This window comes from Novosphingobium sp. DS6-6 (genome assembly GCF_057784975.1).
Window position 1 is genome coordinate 111,673 of sequence record NZ_JBYNTS010000003.1, and the last position, 18,791, is coordinate 130,463.

Below are 18,791 nucleotides of genomic sequence, written 5' to 3' on the forward strand. Positions count from 1 at the left end.
CCGTGCAGCAACGGCCCGCGAGGTTGCCACATGCTGATTATCGCCGCCTTGTTTGTGGTGCAACCAGGCAGGCGTGGCGCGGCTGACGCAGCGCGAAGTGTCCGTCGGCCGGAGGGATCGAGCACGTGGACAAACAAAAAGCCTGCACGCTTGAGCGTACAGGCTTTTCGAAATTCAGGAAACGACAACCAGCTTAGCTGCCGGAAGAGTCGTCCTTGGTGAGCTCGTAGATGCCCCAGCCCGCAACGCCAAGCGCAGCGATACCAAGGATCACGCCTTCAGTGCTCTTCGACTGCTTACGAACCGGAGCAGACGAACGCACCAGCTTCTTGGTCGTGACCGAAGCGACAGGAACGCCAGCCTGCGTACCGGCAGCCTGTGCGGTTCCCGCCATCAGCAGGGAAACGGCGACGCCGAAGGCGCCTATCTTCGTGAGTTTCATGGCAACTACTCCAGAATCGGCTTACGAAGATTTACTTACATGACCTGAACCAACCATTCAACAGAATTTTGCACTGCAATAAGTTTTGCGCGCACCTCGGCTCGCGGGCGCACGCATCGGCAGGCCGGCCTTGCTAGCGACATCATTGGTCAAGATCATCAATACTTGAGATAACGCTGCATCAGCAGCGTCTGGGGCTTGTCGATCCCGTTGACGGGATCGGCGGACGACATGCTGTTACCCCACGTACCTCCACCGGCAAAATAGGTCGCGCCGATAAACACGTCCTTGTTGTCGACCATGTATTGCAGCATGTCGCCCATTTCCTTCAGCGATGCCGACGTGGGGCCAGTGCCGAATTCGCCGATGAATATCTGTTTACCGTTGCGCCGTGCCCAATCGCAAATCGCCTGGAGGATGCGCGCGCCAACGCCGGGAATGGCAATCGGGTTGCTCCCGCCGAAGCCGCGATCAAGGTATTGGTGCGCGTCGAACGCATAATTGTAGCCGGGATCGACCATCTGCAAGGTCGCCTTGGCATTGGCCGAAGTCAGCCAGGAGTGGGCCCCTGTCCAGGCCGTGCCGGAAAACAGCACTTTCGAACGGGCGCCGTTGGCCCGGATTGCGGCGCAAGCGGCGTTCTGGGCCATGATGTTTGAAATGGGCGTCTGATCGTGCGGCTCGTTCATGAGGTTGTACCAGACCCGTTGATTGGTCCGGTAACGCGCGCCCATCCGCCCCCAGAAGTCGGCGAAAGCCTCGGCCGTGACCGGCGAGCCCGTATCGGCGATGACGTTCTTTTCCCGCCTGCCATAATCGTGCGCGTCGACGAGCACGATCGCACCGGCCGACGTAGCGGCCTGCACCAGTCGATCCAGGCCAGACAACGCGTCTTCGTCCAAAGGTCCCAGAAGCTGCGGTTGCAAGCGCAGCCACTTGAACGGGATGCGATAGACGTTGAAGCCTTTGTCGAGATAGTAGGACAGGTTATCGAGCGAGGGCCATTGCCACTTGCCGCCGATCGTTGCGAACTCCGCGCCAGCCAGGTTCACGCCTATTCGAAACCCTCGTGATTGTACCACCGCCGCAACCGCTTTGCCGACAGGGTTGGCCAAGCATAACGACAGCGCAGTGCCCTTTGCGAAAGTGCGACGCGATATATTTGTCATAGGCCAATATTTTGCCGCGCAGCGCCGCAAAATTCAACAATCAACAAAGGTGTCGAAAGCCTTTTTGCCGCACCGCAGCGGCAGTTCAACGGAGCCACGCTCAGAAAGCGCGGTCGTGCACGAGCACAGTGAAAGTGGCGAACATGATCTGCACGTCGCGCCAGATCGTCCAGCCATCGAGATACTCCAGATCAGCCTGAAGACGGCCCGAGAGATCTGCCTCGGTATCTGTTGCGCCGCGAAAGCCGCGCACCTGAGCAAGGCCGGTCAAGCCGGGCTTGAGCGAGTGGCGCTGGTTGTAGCGCGGGTCCACTTCCCAGAATCGCTTGGTGCCGGCAAGCGAGCCGAGTGCATGGGGGCGGGGCCCCACGATGCTCATGTCCCCCCGCAGGACGTTCAGCAACTGCGGCAATTCATCGATGCTGGTGCGGCGAATGATGCGGCCGATCCGGGTGATGCGATCATCGTCGCGGCTGGCGGACCGGGTACCGGCCGAATCAAGCTGCGCGACACGCATGGAACGAAACTTGTAGATCCAGAACAGGCGGTTGTTACGGCCCTGGCGCTGCTGCTTGAAAAAGACCGGGCCGCGGTCTTCGAGATAGACCAGCGTGGCAACGGTGATCAGCAACGGCGCCAGGAACAGCACGGCCGACCCGGCGATTATCAGATCCATTGCCCGTTTTGCGGCCCGGCCGCGAATGCCCAACGGTCCCGCCGAAACCACCAGCGAACCGGTATCGTTGACCCGCCGGGCGCCGAGCACGCCCATGGAAACCACCGTCTGATCGATCAGTTCGCCGGTGATATTGGCGCCCTTGAGCACCATGGCCCATTCCATGTGGCGTTCGGGCGGACAGCTGACCAGCACCCGATCCATGTTGGTCATGAACATGGCCAGCCGATCCAGCATGTGCGGATCGTTGCGATCAGGCACCAGGCGATGCTGCCGCGTATCGATATGCCAGGCGTGCGGAATGCGCACGGGCTGGCCGCCATCATCGAGAATAAGCACGTTCTGCGCTGTCGGGCCACACAACCTGCGGATCAGCGGCTGCATCCAGGTTCGTGACAGCATCAGCCCGATGGCACAGGCCAGGAAACTGAAGCCTGCGGCAAGGCGCGAAATCTGATCGGATGCCTTGGCGAAAAAGGCGACGAAAATCAGCATCGCAAAAGCTGAAAGCAGCGAGATGAACGCCCGGTTGCGGCTGAAGCGCGTGGAAATGAGAGCGTTCAGCGAATAGGCGTCAAAAGCCAGCGCCCCGATGACATAGAAAGGCAGCAGCAGCGTCAGCTTGCGCAGCATCGGTACGATGCTGCCATAGTGGAAGCTGCCCACGCCCAGCATGGCGGCCGCGATCACCAGCGCATCGGCAACGACCAGCAGGAGGTAGCATTGCAGGCGCCGGCGCTCGAGCGACGCTGCCAGCGGCAGCTTGAGGCGCGCAGCGGCAACCGGACGATGTTCGCCCGGTTTGGCTAGGGCCGTCTGGGCCGGAAGATCTAGCGTGGTCATGCCGCTATCGCTGTCCTTCGATGTAGGCATGGTTATGCCAACGGTCGTAGTCCCCAGGATTGCACATAGGCAAAGCGTGCTTCACCGGCCTGCCCGTGGCTGTCAAAGCGCCGGACCAGGTCTTTGTTGCGGTGCAATATCTACATGCTTACGCGGTGATGGCAAGTGTTTCTGCTTAGCAGGCGTACGGATATCGATCCACGTTTGAAAAAGCCTGAGGATTTAGCGAGCAGCGACCCGGGCAAACTCCGCCAGAGCGTGAGACAGGATCAGATCGGCATTGCGGCTATCGGACAAGATATTGGAATGCAAAGATATAATGCGTTCCATCAGCCTTTCGAGGCGGCGTCCGCGCCACCGTTCGAGTTGGACGGCAAGATCCGGTTTGTCCCGAAAAAAGACACGTCGCGCCGCCATCTCCTGTTCAAGAAAGCGGTTGACGTCAGTGCGGCCATCCATTCGCCCGGCGAGTTGTGCCAATTGTGCGGCACGCCGTTCAAACGCGAGCAGCAAACCAACCGGGTTCATGGCCATGGAACGAGCCCGGGCCAGCTCCGTGCCGAGCCGTCGGGAATCGCCGGAAAGCACCGCGTTGACCACCGGCATCATGCTGTCATCGTCATTCACGGCGCCAATGGCGTCGAGCGCGGCGGCATCAGCCGTGCGCGGCGACTGCGGGCTGGCATCGAGATAGAGCGCCAGCTTTTCCACTTCGCTGCGGGCCATCCGCGTATCGAGCCCGGCGGCCCGCGCCATGCGCTCTGCCAAATCGCCGCTCATCCGCAATCCCGCCGCGCCCGCCATGTCGCGCACGCTGTCGGCCACGGCGCGCAGATCGGCGGGGTGGAACATGCCGACCAGGGCGTCGGCTCGGTCGCCCAGCAACTTGGCCAGGCGTGACTTGTCGGTTGCCGATGTCGCCACGATGACGACGGGCCAGCCATCCACGGGGCTGGCAAGCAAAGCTTCCACCGCGTCGAAAGCTTCGTCGCCCGCAGTGCGCACGTGGATCTGGCGCCGGTCGCCGAACAGCGAGACCGATCGCGCCTCGTCGGCCAGGCGCACCGGGTCGTGGCGCAACGCGGCGCCGGCCAGCTCTACCCGTTCGGCATCGCCCAGCAAGGCGGCAATGCGTGCTGCCGCATCGGCGGCGCCCGCTTCATCCGGGCCGCAGAAATAGAAGATGCGGCATTCCCGGGCCGCCTTTGCGGCCATGCCGGCAAAGGTTTTCTGGGTGACTTTCACGGACGCGCCGGTTGCCCCACGCCCGGTGCGGCGGCTGGCACAGCAACGGCGGCGGTGCCCTGCGCCGCTTCGCGCAGGCGTGCCGCGACGCGCGTCACGATCTGATCGGCGATTTCGCGCGAGAGGTTTTCCTGTGCTGTCTGTTCGGCCGCGATCACTGCATATTCGCTGGAAACAACATCGAGCCCGGCATCGGCGGTGGCCGTCGCATCGAGCACGACCGCGCCCGAGGCCAGATCGACCAGCTGATAGCGCGCGCGCATCGTGCGGCGTTCGCGGGTGATCGTATCGTCGGACAGCGCGCCCAGGCCTTGCAGCTTTTCATCGAGGCGCACGTCCAAGCGATAGCGCGATTGGCCCGTGCCCAGACGATCGGACAGGGCATGGCGCACCAGCCAGCCGGACTTGCCCGGGATCGCCGCCACTTCCACGCTTTCGACAGCCCGCGCCACCGCGCCCGATCCGCCGCCCGCATACATCGGCTGCAGGCCACATCCGGCGCTCAGCAGGCAAAGCGCCGACAGCGTCAGCGCAATGAGGGGCCTAGACAACGAGGTTCACCAGCCGGTCGGGCACCACGATCACCTTCTTCACGCTTGCCCCGTCCAGCGCACGCTGCACTTTGTCGGACGCGAGCGCAAGCGCTTCCAGCTCCTCGCGCGCGGTGCCTTTGGTAACGGTCAGCGTATCGCGCAGCTTGCCCTTCACTTGCAGCGCCACGGTCACCTCGTCTTCGACCAGCATCGCGGGATCCACCTCGGGCCAGGCGGCATCGGCCACCAGCCCGGCACCCTTTGCGGCATAGGCCTCCTCGGCCAGGTGCGGCATCATCGGCGCGACGAGCAGCAGCAGTTTGCCGATCGCCGCGGTGCGGCTGGCCGAAGCCTCAGCCTTTTCGATTGCCCCGGTCAGTTCGTAAACGCGCGCGACGGCCTTGTTGAAGCTCAGCGCCTCGATGTCCCGGGCGACAGCATGGACGGTCTGATGCACTTTGCGATCCAGCGCCCTATCTTCGCCCGTTGCGGCCGTCTCGGCCTGGCCGAACAGGCGCCACAGCCGCTGCACGAAGCGGGCGCAGCCTTCGATGCCGGCTTCGGACCACGGCAGGTCGCGTTCGGGTGGGCTGTCCGACAGCATGAACCAGCGGATCGCATCGGCGCCATAGCGCGCGACGATGTCATCCGGGTCCACCACGTTCTTCTTGGACTTGGACATCTTGATGACGCGGCCGATATCGACCGGCTGCCCGTCAGCCTTGAGCGTGGCGCCATCGCCGCCGCGCTCCACCTCGGCCGGCGCATACCACACCGGCTGGCCGCTGACCGGATCGACGCGCGAATAGGTCTCGTGCGTGACCATGCCTTGCGTGAACAGGCTGGCAAACGGCTCCTGCACCGCAATCTGGCCGATGCGGGTCAGGGCGCGGGTCCAGAACCGGGCATAGAGCAGGTGCAGGATCGCATGTTCGATTCCGCCGATGTACTGTTCCACCGGCAGCCATTGCCTGACCACCTCCGGATCGAACGGCCGGTCGGCCGGCTGGCTGGCAAAGCGCAGGAAATACCAGGAACTGTCGACGAAGGTATCGAGCGTGTCGGTTTCGCGCCGCGCGGCATGGCCGCACCGCGGACAATCGACATGCTTCCACGTGGGATGGCGATCAAGCGGGTTGCCTGGCACCGAGAAATCGACGTCTTCGGGCAAAGTGACCGGCAGGTGCTTCTTGGGAACGGGCACCACGCCGCAGACCTCGCAGTGCACGAACGGGATCGGCGTTCCCCAATAGCGCTGGCGGCTCACCCCCCAGTCGCGCAGCCGCCAGACCGTCTGGCCCTGGCCCCAGCCTTCGGTCTGAGCGCGCGCGATCACGGCCTTTTTGGCGTCGGCCACGCCCAGGCCATCGAGGAACTGCGAGTTGACCAGCACGCCATCGCCCGCCTCGGCTTCCGTGCCGAAAGGCTTGCCGGCATCCTCGGCGCTGGCCGCGACCACGCGCAGGATCGGCAGGCCATACCTGGTGGCAAAGTCGAAATCGCGCTGATCGTGCCCGGGCACGCCCACCACCGCCCCGGTGCCGTAATCCATCAGCACGAAATTGGCGATGTAGACCGGCAGCGGCGCGCCGGTAAGCGGGTGGCGCGCGGTGAGGCCGGTATCGAATCCCAGCTTTTCGGCGGTTTCCAGTTCGGCCGCGGTGGTGCCGCCCTGCTTGCACAGGGCAATGAAATCCTGCGCGGCGGGATTGCCAGCCGCAAGGCCCTGCGCGATCGGGTGATCGGCGGCAACCGCCACGAACGTCGCGCCGAAGATGGTGTCGGGGCGGGTGGTGTAGACGGCCAGCGTCTCGCCGTTCGAAAGGTCGAACGCGAACTGCAGGCCCTGGCTCTTGCCGATCCAGTTTTCCTGCATCAGGCGCACTTTTTCGGGCCACTTGTCGAGGCTGTCCAACCCGTCCAGCAATTCGTCGGCAAAGGCGGTGATCTTGAGGAACCACTGGTTCAGCTTGCGCTTTTCGACCAGCGCGCCCGAGCGCCAGCCGCGCCCGTCGATCACTTGTTCGTTGGCCAGCACGGTCTGGTCGACGGGGTCCCAGTTGACCGCCGATTCCTTGCGATAGATCAGGCCCGCCTCGTAAAGGTCGAGGAACAAGGCCTGTTCGTGCCCGTAATAATCCGGCTCGCAGGTGGCGATCTCGCGGCTCCAGTCGAGCGCGAAGCCCAGGCGCTTGAGCTGCGCTTTCATGGTGGCGATGTTCTCGCGCGTCCAGCCGCCCGGATGCACGCCTTTTTCCATCGCCGCGTTTTCGGCCGGCATGCCAAAGGCGTCCCAGCCCATCGGATGCAGCACTTCATGGCCGATCATGCGCTTGTAGCGCGCAAGCACATCGCCCATCGTGTAGTTGCGCACATGGCCGATGTGGATGCGTCCCGACGGATAGGGAAACATTTCCAGCACATAGCTGCGGGGCTTGGTGCTCGCATCGTCGGCGCGGAAAGACTGCGCCGCATCCCACGCTTCCTGCCAGCGCAGATCGGCGCTCACAGGATCGAAACGGGTTGGCCCGGATGGCGCGGCAGACGGCGTTGCGGAAGGCGTTACAGAAGGCGTTACAGAAGTCATGGCGCGCTCTTTAGGAAGCGGCACGCCTTACCGCAAGCGCGTGCCGCTATCGGGCGTGCCTGGTCTTGCCGGGATCAATTGATCGCAGAGGGAAGGGCCTGGCGGCGCAAGTCGCGCGCCTTGGTCAGGATCACGTCTTCCAGTTTCTGCACGGTGGCGGCCTGCACCGGAACGTCGACCCAGTTGCCGTTCTGCAATATCTGACGGCTGGCGGCGACGCGCAGCGCATCGGCGCGCAGGTCCTGGTCAAGGATCGAGACTGTCACTTTGAGTCGCTCACCGGAATTGCGCGGGTTGGCATACCAGTCGGTCACGATCACGCCGCCGTTGCTGTCGGTCTGGAGCAGCGGCATGAACGAGAGCGAGTCCAGGCTGGCGCGCCACAGATAGGCATTGACGCCGATCGTCGTCACTTTGCTCGACGCCATCTGGGCGCGTGCCCGTGCAAGCTTGGCCGTCCGCTTGTTGCCACTGCCCGCGCAGCCGACAACCGCCAGTGCGAGCAGACCCACCGCCAGCGTGCGGCCGGCCAGGCGGCCGGTGCGGCGCGCCTTGACGAAGACGCTGCCTTTGGCCGGCGTGGCGACCGGGGCAGCGGCGATGGTGTTACGGCGTGCGGTGGCGCTGATCGTCACGTCAATCCTGTCCTGTCTGCGCCGCGGCGATCGTTCCCGCGGCGATGAAAATTCCGTGCGGCTGCACGTCTGATCGGTGCACGCCTCTATCACCGCGGCCCACGCCGCGCAAACCCTTCGCAAGCGCGGGCGGCGCCGCTAACGCGCTCGCATCGGGGCTGCTTCGGGGCATGCTTCGGGCGGTTGCGGTCGGCATGGTGTCACCACTTCGCCACAGGCCGGGAAATCCTGGCCGCTTTCGACGTTTCCATGCTGGAAATCGCGGGAATGAAAGAATACACCAGTGCATGTGTCATGCGGGTGTCATATTTGTGACGCCTTGGATATAAACCGGATCGCATATCGACAATGGGCGATTCGCAACGAATACAGGAAGCAGGCAGGACCATGAGTGGCAGGGGCAGCAATATGGCGAATGCGCGAAAGTCGCGTCGCTTTGTGCTGCCGCGTGCGGTCCGCGCGCCATTGCTGGCGGCAACCTGCGTTGCCAGCGGCCTGGTGATCGCGCCGACGGTCAGCAGCGCCGTCACTGGCTCGTTCAAGGCGCTTCCGCAAGTCAGCCTCGCGGCGCGTGGCGGCATCGGTTCGTTCACCCCGGCTTCGGGCGATCCCAAGCTCGCTGCAGCGATCACCGTGCGGGGGCTGGCCAACCGCCATCTTTTCCGTTTCACTCCCGCAGGGCTTGATTCGCGCGCAGATCGCGCGATTACGGTGGCGGTGCGCGTCAATCCCGACGTGGCCCGCGCCATTTCGGTGCGCGGCGTGCTGGGCAATATCAATGGCGCCGCCGGCAATGGCGCGCCGATGCGCATTGTGCCCAATGCTTTCAACCTTGGCATGGCCCGCGGCTATCAGAGCTTCGCCGTCACGACGGGCCTTGCCACGCCCGGCAACGCCGATCGCGATGCCCAGCGCATTGCCACGGCTGATCTCAACCGTTTCGCCATTGCCGCGCCGCAGCCGAGTGCGACGAACACGGTCGGGCGTCTTGGTCCGCGTCTCGCGCTCGACGAGAAGGAGCGCGCCGGCCGGGCGCCGCGCACGCTGGAAAGCCAGGGCAATTATCAGGTCGATTTCGGCGGCAGCTACAGCCTGACGCGCAACCTCGATGTGACGGCGGGTATCCGTTACTCCTCGGACCGCGACCGGCTCCGCCCGCTTACCGATGGCCGGCAAGACAGCCAGGCGGTCTATCTCGGAACCCAGTTCCGCTTCTGACTGTTTCACGATCGTGGACTGAAGGGGCTCGCTTTGGCGGGCCTTTTTATGCCTGTTGCCGATGCTTTTTTGCCTTGCGGCAATGCTTTTCTACCTGCGGCGAACGCGCGGGACATGCGGCTTTGAATGCAGTGCGGCCGGGTTCTGCGCGGCCCGCCCTACCTCTGCATCCGGTTATCGATATGCGATAAGGAAATTTATCAATCCGGTATCATGGCGCTTGTCGTGCAACTGTCATGACCTTAGCCTAGCGGCTCTGCAAACCAGGCGGTATGGGAGTGCCGGAATGACGCGAGTGGCCATCGTAACGGGCGGAACCCGGGGTATCGGCGAAGCAATCTGCCTCGCCTTGCAGGAACAGGGACGCACCGTCGTTGCCAACTATGCGGGGAACGAAGAAAAGGCCAAGGCCTTCACCGATCGCACCGGCATGAAAGCCTATCGCTGGGACGTCGGCGATTTCGAAGCGACGCAGGAAGCCTGTGCACGCGTGGCGGCCGAAGTGGGCCCGATCGACATCGTGGTCAACAATGCCGGGATCACCCGCGACGGTGTGCTGCACAAGATGACGTTCGAAGACTGGAACGAAGTCATGCGCATCAACCTCGGCGGTTGCTTCAACATGGCCAAGGCCACCTTCCCCGGCATGCGCGAACGGGGCTGGGGCCGCATCGTCAACATCGGATCGATCAACGGCCAGGCTGGCCAGTATGGCCAGGTCAACTATGCCGCCGCCAAATCGGGCATCCATGGCTTTACCAAGGCGCTGGCCCAGGAAGGGGCCAAGTACGGCGTGACAGTCAACGCCATTGCCCCGGGTTACATCGATACCGACATGGTGGCCGCCGTGCCGGCGACGGTGCTGGAAAAGATCGTGGCTCGCATCCCCACCGGGCGCCTGGGCCAGGCCAGCGAAATCGCGCGGGGCGTGGCGTTCCTCACATCGGAAGATGGCGGCTTCGTCACCGGATCGACAATGTCGATCAACGGCGGGCAGCACATGTACTGACCGCGGCACGCGTCGCGGTAGGCATGGCCAATCCCTATCATCCCCCGGTCAAGCGCTCGGTCGAGATTGCCGGGCACAAGACCTCGATCAGTCTGGAGCCGCTGTTCTGGGACTGGCTGCGACGCGCGGCCGAAGCCGAGGGGCTGCCGGTCAATGCGCTGGTGGCGCGGATCGATGCCGAACGCATCGTCAGCCCCACGCCGCCGGGCCTGGCCAGCGCCATCCGCGTATGGCTGGTCAGCCATGGGCCGGCAGTCACGCCCTAGCGAAACCGCGCGCGTCGGTCAGTCGATCCGCGCGCCGCCTTTCCACAGCGCCAGCACGCGGCCTTCCACCGGGCGGCGATCGAATGGGGTATTGCCCGCGCTCGCCGCCATCTTGTCGGAATTGACGACCCAGGGCCGGGTGGGGTGGATCACCGCGATGTCCGCCTCCGCCCCCACGGCCAGCCGTCCTGCATTGACCCCCAGAAGCGCCGCGGGATTGCCGGCTAGCAGGGCAAAGGCGCGGGCAAGGTCGATCACTCCGTCGCGGACCAGGGTCAGGCTCAGCGCCAGAAGAGTTTCGGCCCCGGCCATGCCCGGTTCGGCATCGGCAAAGGGCAGGCGCTTGTCTTCCGGCCCGCGCGGATCGTGGCCCGAGGCGATAACGTCGATCGTGCCATCGCCAATGGCCGCGATCACCGCCCGGCGATCGGCATCGGCCCGCAAGGGCGGGGAGAAGCGGCAGAACGTGCGGAAATCCATCAGTTCCAGGTCTGATAGCATGAAGTGCGCAGGGGTCACCCCGGCCGTGACCTGAACTCCGCGCAGCTTGGCCGCGCGCACCAGATCGAGCGCCCTGGCCGTGGTGACCTGGCGGATATGCAGCCGCGCCCCGGCCATTTCGGCAAGCGCGATATCGCGCGCCACGGCCAGGCTTTCCGCCTCGGCCGGGGCCGAGGGCAGGCCCAGCCGCGTCGCCACTTCGCCGGCGGTCGCCACGGCCTGCCCGGCAAGCCCTGCGTCCTCGGCATGGCTCACCACCATGAGATCGAGCATCGCGCAGTACGAGAGGAGGCGCAGCATCACGCCCGAGTCGGCGATCCAGCGGCGCCCGGTGCTCACCGCACGGGCGCCCGCCTCGCGCATCAGGGCCAGTTCGGCCAGTTCCGTGCCGTCCAGCGCGCGCGTTGCCGCGGCAAGGGGGTGCACCCAGAAATCGGGCTTGCCCGATTGCGCGGCAAAGCGCACCCGCGCCGGGTGATCGAGCGGCGGGCCCTGATCGGGCATGAGCGCCGCGCGGGTGATCCCGCCGAAATGGAATGCCGGTTTGTCGATCGCGAAGACGCCAAGATCGACCAGGCCGGGCGCCACCAGTGCGCCGCCCGCATCAAACACGGCATCGCCTGCGCGCGGGGCCGCCTCGGCGCCGATCGCCACGATGCGGCCGCCCTCGCAGCGCAGATCGCTCTGTTGCGGCTTGCCGGACGGCAGCACCAGGCGGCCGTTGGTGATCACCAGCGATTGCGGCGTCATGCCTTGCCTCCGCCCGGGGCTTCCCAGCCGGGCAATTGCCGGGCACGGCGGGTCAGCACTTCGAGACAGGCCATGCGGATGGCTACGCCGCGTTCCACCTGCCGCGTGATCAGGCTGCGTTCGATATGGTCGGCCACCTGGCTGTCGATTTCAACGCCGCGGTTCATCGGGCCGGGGTGCATGACCAGGGCGCCGGGCGCGGCCTTGGCCAGGCGATCGAGCGACAGCCCGTAAAGATGGCGATATTCGCGCGGCGAGGGGATGAACTGGCCCTGCATTCGCTCCATCTGCAAGCGCAGCATCATCACCACTTGTGCGCCTTTGAGCGCGGCGTCGAAATCGTTGAACACGGTAACGCCCATGGCCTCGATTCCAGCGGGCATCAGCGCGGGCGGGGCACAGACGCTGACATCGCAGCCCAGCGCGGTCAGCGACAGGATGTTGGAGCGCGCCACGCGGCTGTGCAGGATATCGCCGCAGATCGTCACGCGCAGGCCATTGAGATCGCTGCCCTTGGGCAGGCCCAGAGCGTGGCGGATGGTCAGCGCGTCGAGCAGTGCCTGTGTCGGGTGCTCGTGCTGCCCGTCGCCGGCATTGAGCACCGGGCAATCGACCTTTTCGGCAATCAGCCGCACCGCGCCCGAGCTGGCATGGCGGATGACGATGGCATCGGCGCGCATGGCGTTGAGCGTCATCGCCGTGTCGATCAGAGTCTCCCCCTTCTTCACGCTGGACGTGGCCGCGTGCATGTTGACCACGTCGGCGCCCAGCCGCTTGCCGGCAATCTCGAACGACAGCAGCGTGCGCGTGCTGTTTTCGAAAAAGGCATTGATAATGGTCAGGCCCGCAAGCAGATCGGCGCGCTTCTGCGATTGGCGGTTGAGCTCTACCCACTGCTCGGCCTCGTCCAGCAGATAGAGAATCTCGTGCCGGGCAAGCTGGCCGATCCCCGTGAGATCGCGATGGGGGAAAGCCAGGCTGCCGGCGGGATAGCTGCGGGCCTGGCCATTGTGCGCCTGGTCGTCTGGCGAGGATGATGGGATCGATGGCGGCATCGAGCATCATGCCCTAGACCTGCCCAAACGGTCCGACAAGTCTTTCGGCTGGCGCCAGGCGGGGCAGGGGGCTAGATATCCCCCATGAAATTCGCCCGTTCGGTCTGGAAAGTCCTTGTCGCGATCAAGGACGGCCTCGTTCTCCTGTTCCTTTTGTTGTTTTTCTGGGTGCTCTATGCCGCGCTCACGATCCGGCCGGTGCCCGGCCAGGTGCGCGAAGGGGCGCTGACGATCACGCTCGACGGGAGTCTGGTTGAAGAGCGCAGCGCCGTGCAACCGACGCAGCTGCTGCTGTCGGGCGAAGTGCCCGAAAAGGAATATCAGGTTCGCGACGTGGCGCGCGCGATCGAGGCGGCAGCCGATGATACCCGTATCAAGGCGGTTGTGCTCGATCTGGAGCAGTTCACCGGCGGACGCCAGGTTCATCTGAACCGGATCGGCGCCGCGATGGACAAAGTGCGGGCGGCGCATAAGCCGGTGCTGGTGCGCGCCCTGCTCTATACCGACGATGCCGTGCAGCTTGCGGCCCATGCCAGCGAAGCGTGGATCGATCCCATCGGCGGCGCGGTGGTGATCGGTCCGGGCGGTTCGCAGCTCTATTACAAGGGCCTGATGGATCGGCTGAAAATCAAGGCGCACATTTTCAAAGTGGGTACTTACAAATCTGCCGTCGAACCCTATTCCCGCAGCGATGCCTCGCCCGAGGCCAAGGAAAACCTTTCCGCCGTCTACCAGGCGCTGTGGTCTGCCTGGCAAGCCGATGTCAGGAAAGGCCGCCCCAAGGCCGATATCGACCTGGTGACCCGCGATCCCGCGCAATGGCTGGCGCAGAATGGCGGCGACATGGCCCAGGCGGCCGTCAAGGCCGGGCTTGTCGACAAAGTGGGAGACAAGATCAGTTTCGGGCGCCGCGTGGGCGATTTGGTGGGCCATGATGCCGCTGCCGGGGAAGGCGGCTATCGGGGCACCACGCTGGCGCAATATCTGGCCGACAGGCCCGCGCCCAAGACGGGGAAAGCCATCGCGGTCGTGACCGTGGCCGGCACGATCGTGGACGGCGAGGCAGGGCCCGGTTCGGCCGGCGGTACGCGAATTGCCAAGCTGATCGACGAGGCCGTGACGAGCGGCGATTATGCCGCGCTGGTGGTGCGGGTGGATTCACCCGGCGGATCGGTGACGGCGGCCGAACGCATTCGCGCCGCGATTGCTCGCGCCCGCGCGGCCGGGTTGCCGGTGGCCGTATCGATGGCGAACCTGGCGGCCAGTGGCGGTTACTGGGTTTCCACGCCGGCGCAGCGGATTTTTGCCGAACCGGCGACCATCACCGGCTCGATCGGTGTCTTTGCCGTGATCCCCAGCTTTGAAGACGCCTTGGCCAGCTATGGCGTAACCGCCGATGGCGCACGCACCACGCCGCTTTCGGGCCAGCCCGACGTGTTTGGCGGCCTTAGCCCGCAGTTCGAGGCATTCTCGCAGGCGTCCGTCGAAAGTTATTACACGCGCTTCCTGCGCCTGGTGGCCGATGCCCGGCATAAATCGACGCAAGACACCGACAAGATTGCCCAGGGCCGCGTCTGGGATGGGGGCACCGCACGCCAGCTGGGCCTGGTGGACCAGTTCGGCGAGCTTGAGGATGCCATGGCCTGGGCCGCCAGGGCGGCCGATGCACAGACCTGGCACGCCGAATTCCTGGGTGCCGGTTCCGCTGGCTGGCAGAATTTCCTGGCCGACCTGATAAACGATGACAGCGCCAGCGAAACGCGGATCGGGGGAGATGTCATCGGCCTTCTCGCCCGGCGTCAGCAGGCATTGGGCCGGCGCATTCTGTTCGACATGGAACGTCTGAACGGTACTGCCGGCGCACAGGTCTATTGCCTCGAATGCGGCAGTTTCCTCGAGACCGCCCCGCTTCCGGCCCAAAGCCTTTTGGCGGGGTCCAGCTGGCTCGGCCTGCTCGGCAAGCTGTTCTAGGCAGCAAGGGTCAGTCGGGCGGCGGGATTTCCACCGGCGTTACCGGCTCGATACGGTCGGGCGTGACCGGCGGCGTTTCCTGGGGTTCCTCCACGGGCGTTTCGGGCGGGCTGATCGTCGGCGGCACGTCGGGCGGGGATTGCGGCTCGATGTGGTCGGGCGGGGGCGTGCTGGCCATGGCAGAGGTTCCTCGGTGCCGGCCCGTGATGGGCGGCCTCTGTCTTTCAACCGTCGCGCAAAACGCTTGTTCCGTGCCGTATCCGTCGGGCTTGTGCTTTTGACCGGGCTGCGATAGGGGCACCGCTCGCTTTTTGCCGGATGCGGGCGTGGCGGAACTGGTAGACGCGCTGGATTTAGGTTCCAGTATCGCAAGATGTGGGGGTTCGAGTCCCTTCGCCCGCACCAGGGTCCATCCCCAGCCGGTTATGCACGGATTTCGGGGCGCCTTGTCGCGGCGCCAGTCAAGAAAGTTGGATCAGGATGCAGATCGTCGAAACCAGCAACGAGGGCCTGAAGCGCGCCTATGCCGTGACCATCCCGGCAGCAGACATCGCCGCGCGCGTGGACGGTGAAATCAAAAAGATTGCCCCCCAGGTGCGCATGCCGGGCTTCCGTCCGGGCAAGGTTCCGGCCAATCTCGTCAGGAAGATGCACGGGCCGGCTCTCCACCAGGAAGCATTGCAGACGACGATTCGCGAGGCGATGGACAAGCTGGTGACCGACAACCAGCTGCGTCCGGCGATGCAGCCGGCGGTTTCGCTGGGCGAGGGCTATGAAGAAGGCAAGGATGCCGAACTGACCGTCAGCCTGGAAGTGCTGCCCAAGGTGGAAGCGCCCGCGCTCGATGGCCTCAAGCTCGACAAGCTGGTCGTTCCGGTGACCGACGAGCAGGTGGACGAAGCGGTGAACCGCATCGCTGCCGGCCAGAAGACGTTTTCCGACGCGCCCGAAGGGACCGAGGCAAAGGACGGCGATCAGTTGATCATCGATTTCCTGGGCAAGCTTGACGGCGAACCGTTCGACGGTGGCGCTGCCGAAGACCAGCCGCTGGAAATCGGCGCCGGCCGGTTCATTCCCGGTTTCGAAGAGCAGCTTGTCGGCGCCAAGGCCGGTGACGAGAAAGTGATCACCGTGACTTTCCCGGCCGATTATCCGGCCGCCAATCTGGCCGGCAAGGAAACCACCTTTGACATCAAGGTCAAGGCGGTGAAGCATCCGGGTGAATTCGTGGCGGACGACGCGTTCGCCAAGTCGCTGGGTCTGGAAAGCCTTGAACAGCTGCGCGGCCTGCTGAAAGGGCAGCTGGAACAGGAAACCGCCGGCCTTACCCGCACCCAGATGAAGCGTGCCCTGCTCGACCAGTTGGCCGCGGGGCATGATTTTGCCGTTCCCCCCTCGATGGTGGAAGCCGAGTTCGAGCAGATCTGGCAGCAATTGACCCAGGAAGCGCAGAACGAGGAAAACCCCGAAGAGGCGCTCAAGGAAATCGAGGCCGAAAAGGACGATTACCGCAGGATCGCCGAGCGCCGGGTGCGCCTGGGCCTGCTTCTGTCGGAAATCGGCCAGGCCAACGGTGTGGTCGTCACCGCGCAGGAAATGGAAATGCTGATCCGCCAGGCGGCCCAGCAATATCGCGAACAGGATCGCCAGCGGTTCATAGACTACGTGCGCTCTGAACCGCTTGCCGCGGCACAGCTTCGCGCCCCGCTCTACGAAGACAAGGTTGTCGACTTCCTGTTCGACAAGGCCGAAGTCACCACGCGGGAAGTGACCCGCGAAGAGCTGCAAGCCGCGATCGAGGCCGAGGAAGGCACCGCTGCCGCGCCGGTCGAAGCCAAGCCGGCGCCCAAGAAGGCGGCAGCCAGGAAGGCCGAAAGCGAACCTGCGGCCGAGGTCCAGGCCGAGGACGCCAAGCCCGCCAAGAAAGCCCCGGCCCGGAAAAAGGCGGCTGCCGAAGGCGAAGCCGAACCGGTTGACGCCGAGGCCAAGCCTGCGGCGAGAAAGAAGGCCGTGAAAAAGGCCGCTGCCGAAGGCGACGAGGCCTGATCCATCGCCTTGACTGTGGAAAGACGTGACCAGCAATCGGGGGCGCTACCGCAACGGTGGCGCCCTTTTGCATTCACGTAATCTTCCGCAGGAATCGTGCGGATTGGCAGCGTGATTCCCGCCGTGAGAGAATCGCTGCATCGGAAACCCAGGAGGGGAATTGCCGGTGCATACGGTGCGCAATCGCAAGGGCGCTCGCCCGGAACATGCCACGCCGGCCAAGCCGCCGGTCCTACCCGGCCCGCCGCCATCGGCCAAATCCATGGCCAAGACCGGCCGCGTCGCCAGGCCTGATTTCAAAACGCCGTTCCTGCTGGCCGAAGCCAGCACGCCGGCGTTCCCCGCAGATCTGATTCTGCCGTCGCACTGTGGCCCGACCATCGCCACCGCCGCCTGGCCTGCCGCCACGATTCCCGCCCCAGCGCCGATGGCACCACCGCTCCGCGCGCCTCTGATCCTGCCGCGCGGGCCAGCCGCCGATCCGCAAGGGCAGCCGCATCGCGACGCACCCGGCCGCGATCGTCGCCGGGCATCGCCGTCGCAACCCGGCGTCGGCACCGCCGGCAAGGCACGGCGCCCGGCAAAGGCCAAGGTGGCGGCACCGCGCGCAGCGAAGTCAGCCTCGCCCGCGCTGCACGAAAAGAATGCCGCGCCCGTCGCGGTCGCACCGCTGCGCGACAGGCCAATCGCTGCCGACCCTGTTCCTCCGACCCAGCCAATGCTGCCGACCGCGGCGCTCTGGACGGCGCCCGACGATCGCACCCCGCTGCCGCGCCACCGCGCACTCGCCGTTCCCCACCACGGATTGCTCGACGTGCTGAGTGCAAGCCTTGGTGATGCCGGACGTTTTCTGGCGAGGTTGATGCCCGGTGCCAGGCGCGGCCGTGAACTGCGCGAGCGGGTGGCCCGCGCCGAAGCGCGGCTGCGCGCGATGGAAGCGCAACTCGCCGCGCTCGAAACCCTGCGCGCGCGGCTGAAAACCTGAGGCGGGCAGGACGCGGAAATCTGCACCACTATCCACGCATTCCCGCGCAATTGCGGTTAATGCCCTTGAACATCCTTTGCTGGCACGCGACATAGACGCTCGCAACCAGATGAGGATTCCCATGCTCGACCTGTTCGGCAGCCATTCTGCCCAAGGAAAGTTCAACGCCGATCCCGTGACCGGTGCGCTCGTCCCGGTCGTTGTCGAGCAGACCAGCCGCGGCGAACGCAGCTTCGACATTTTCAGCCGCCTGCTGCGTGAACGCATCGTCTTCGTCACCGGGCAGGTGGAAGACCAGATGGCCTCGCTGATCGTCGCCCAGCTTCTGTTCCTCGAATCGGAAAATCCCTCGAAGGACATCTCGATGTACATCAACTCGCCTGGCGGGGTGGTGACGGCCGGAATGGCGATCCACGACACCATGCAGTATATCCGCCCGCGCGTTTCCACCGTGTGCATCGGCCAGGCCTGCTCGATGGGCAGCTTCCTGCTGGCGGCCGGCGAGCCGGGCATGCGCATCGCGCTGCCGCAGGCGCGCATCATGATTCACCAGCCTTCGGGCGGCGCGCAGGGCATGGCCTCGGATATCGAAATCCAGGCACGCGAGATCCTGCGCATCAAGAATCGCATGAATACTCTTTACGTGAAGTACACCGGCAAGAGCCTGGAAGAGGTCGAGCGGGCGATGGACCGGGATACTTTCCTCGAAGCGGACGAGGCGCTGGCCTTCGGTCTCGTCGACAAGGTTTTCGAGTCGCGTCCCCAATCCGAACAGACTGGCGTTCAAGACGGTAGCGGCGGCGCGCCTGCGGCCTGACTTCGCTTTCTGCCTGCCTCCTTAAGCCTTGCGAAAGGAGGCG

Annotated in this window: 17 protein-coding genes and 1 tRNA gene; 8 read left to right on the forward strand and 10 right to left on the reverse strand. The window is 64.9% G+C overall.

Translation table 11 applies throughout. The features are described from left to right. Positions 1 to 193 precede the first annotated feature (193 nt). The 7 genes from AC3EDY_RS04695 to AC3EDY_RS04725 form a co-directional block, all read right to left on the reverse strand. On the reverse strand, positions 194 to 442 hold the full coding sequence (locus AC3EDY_RS04695; RefSeq protein ID WP_488571318.1) for a hypothetical protein: 249 nt from the start codon (positions 440 to 442) through the stop codon (positions 194 to 196). A 158-nt stretch (positions 443 to 600) separates the two neighbouring features. Further along, positions 601 to 1,494 carry a glycoside hydrolase family 5 protein gene (locus tag AC3EDY_RS04700; RefSeq protein ID WP_488571319.1) on the reverse strand — a complete coding sequence of 298 codons (894 nt, stop codon included), beginning with the start codon at positions 1,492 to 1,494 and terminating at the stop codon, positions 601 to 603. A 217-nt stretch (positions 1,495 to 1,711) separates the two neighbouring features. Next, on the reverse strand, positions 1,712 to 3,160 hold the full coding sequence (locus AC3EDY_RS04705) for an exopolysaccharide biosynthesis polyprenyl glycosylphosphotransferase (protein ID WP_488571320.1): 1,449 nt from the start codon (positions 3,158 to 3,160) through the stop codon (positions 1,712 to 1,714). Positions 3,161 to 3,352: 192 nt separating this feature from the next. Then, positions 3,353 to 4,375 (reverse strand): DNA polymerase III subunit delta, encoded by a 1,023-nt coding sequence (gene holA, locus AC3EDY_RS04710; protein ID WP_488571321.1) that lies wholly within the window; start codon positions 4,373 to 4,375, stop codon positions 3,353 to 3,355. Then, positions 4,372 to 4,854, reverse strand: a complete 483-nt coding sequence (lptE, locus tag AC3EDY_RS04715) for an LPS assembly lipoprotein LptE (protein ID WP_488571551.1) — start codon at positions 4,852 to 4,854, stop codon at positions 4,372 to 4,374. Before lptE ends, holA begins: the two co-directional genes overlap by 4 nt. Before the next feature lie 64 nt (positions 4,855 to 4,918). Beyond that, complete coding sequence (leuS, locus tag AC3EDY_RS04720) at positions 4,919 to 7,495, reverse strand: leucine--tRNA ligase (protein ID WP_488571322.1); 2,577 nt, start codon at positions 7,493 to 7,495, stop codon at positions 4,919 to 4,921. Between the two features lie 74 nt (positions 7,496 to 7,569). Next, positions 7,570 to 8,001, reverse strand: coding sequence for a DUF3576 domain-containing protein (locus tag AC3EDY_RS04725; RefSeq protein WP_488571552.1), 432 nt, complete (start codon positions 7,999 to 8,001; stop codon positions 7,570 to 7,572). Positions 8,002 to 8,538: 537 nt separating this feature from the next. Here AC3EDY_RS04725 and AC3EDY_RS04730 point away from each other — a divergent pair. The 3 genes from AC3EDY_RS04730 to AC3EDY_RS04740 all read left to right on the forward strand — a co-directional run bounded on the left by AC3EDY_RS04730 (position 8,539) and on the right by AC3EDY_RS04740 (position 10,623). Then, on the forward strand, positions 8,539 to 9,348 hold the full coding sequence (locus AC3EDY_RS04730; protein ID WP_488571323.1) for a hypothetical protein: 810 nt from the start codon (positions 8,539 to 8,541) through the stop codon (positions 9,346 to 9,348). 286 nt (positions 9,349 to 9,634) lie between these two features. Next, positions 9,635 to 10,357 carry an acetoacetyl-CoA reductase gene (gene phbB / locus AC3EDY_RS04735; RefSeq protein WP_488571324.1) on the forward strand — a complete coding sequence of 241 codons (723 nt, stop codon included), beginning with the start codon at positions 9,635 to 9,637 and terminating at the stop codon, positions 10,355 to 10,357. 23 nt (positions 10,358 to 10,380) lie between these two features. After that, positions 10,381 to 10,623 (forward strand): ribbon-helix-helix domain-containing protein, encoded by a 243-nt coding sequence (locus AC3EDY_RS04740; RefSeq protein WP_488571325.1) that lies wholly within the window; start codon positions 10,381 to 10,383, stop codon positions 10,621 to 10,623. An 18-nt stretch (positions 10,624 to 10,641) separates the two neighbouring features. Here AC3EDY_RS04740 and AC3EDY_RS04745 read toward each other — a convergent pair whose 3' ends face one another. Both AC3EDY_RS04745 and AC3EDY_RS04750 read right to left on the reverse strand, forming a co-directional pair. Continuing rightward, on the reverse strand, positions 10,642 to 11,874 hold the full coding sequence (locus tag AC3EDY_RS04745; protein WP_488571326.1) for a dihydroorotase: 1,233 nt from the start codon (positions 11,872 to 11,874) through the stop codon (positions 10,642 to 10,644). Continuing rightward, on the reverse strand, positions 11,871 to 12,929 hold the full coding sequence (locus tag AC3EDY_RS04750; protein WP_488571327.1) for an aspartate carbamoyltransferase catalytic subunit: 1,059 nt from the start codon (positions 12,927 to 12,929) through the stop codon (positions 11,871 to 11,873). The genes AC3EDY_RS04745 and AC3EDY_RS04750 overlap by 4 nt, the downstream gene beginning before the upstream one ends. Positions 12,930 to 13,013: 84 nt before the next feature. On the opposite strand from AC3EDY_RS04750, the gene sppA reads away from it, so the two are divergent. Next, positions 13,014 to 14,900 carry a signal peptide peptidase SppA gene (gene sppA / locus AC3EDY_RS04755; RefSeq protein ID WP_488571328.1) on the forward strand — a complete coding sequence of 629 codons (1,887 nt, stop codon included), beginning with the start codon at positions 13,014 to 13,016 and terminating at the stop codon, positions 14,898 to 14,900. Between the two features lie 10 nt (positions 14,901 to 14,910). Here sppA and AC3EDY_RS04760 read toward each other — a convergent pair whose 3' ends face one another. Continuing rightward, the gene (locus AC3EDY_RS04760; RefSeq protein ID WP_488571329.1) at positions 14,911 to 15,078 is read right to left on the reverse strand and encodes a hypothetical protein; all 168 of its coding nucleotides are present in this window, start codon (positions 15,076 to 15,078) and stop codon (positions 14,911 to 14,913) included. A gap of 142 nt (positions 15,079 to 15,220) precedes the next feature. Between AC3EDY_RS04760 and AC3EDY_RS04765 the strand changes: the two genes are divergently transcribed. The 4 genes from AC3EDY_RS04765 (at position 15,221) to clpP (ending at position 18,748) form a co-directional block, all read left to right on the forward strand. Further along, a tRNA-Leu gene (locus AC3EDY_RS04765) sits at positions 15,221 to 15,305 on the forward strand. Between the two features lie 75 nt (positions 15,306 to 15,380). Next, positions 15,381 to 16,946 carry a trigger factor gene (tig, locus tag AC3EDY_RS04770; protein ID WP_488571330.1) on the forward strand — a complete coding sequence of 522 codons (1,566 nt, stop codon included), beginning with the start codon at positions 15,381 to 15,383 and terminating at the stop codon, positions 16,944 to 16,946. 175 nt (positions 16,947 to 17,121) lie between these two features. Further along, a complete protein-coding gene (locus tag AC3EDY_RS04775; protein WP_488571331.1) occupies positions 17,122 to 17,931 on the forward strand; it encodes a hypothetical protein in 810 nt (269 codons plus the stop codon). A gap of 121 nt (positions 17,932 to 18,052) precedes the next feature. After that, complete coding sequence (gene clpP, locus AC3EDY_RS04780; RefSeq protein ID WP_488571553.1) at positions 18,053 to 18,748, forward strand: ATP-dependent Clp endopeptidase proteolytic subunit ClpP; 696 nt, start codon at positions 18,053 to 18,055, stop codon at positions 18,746 to 18,748. The last annotated feature ends 43 nt before the right edge of the window (positions 18,749 to 18,791 follow it).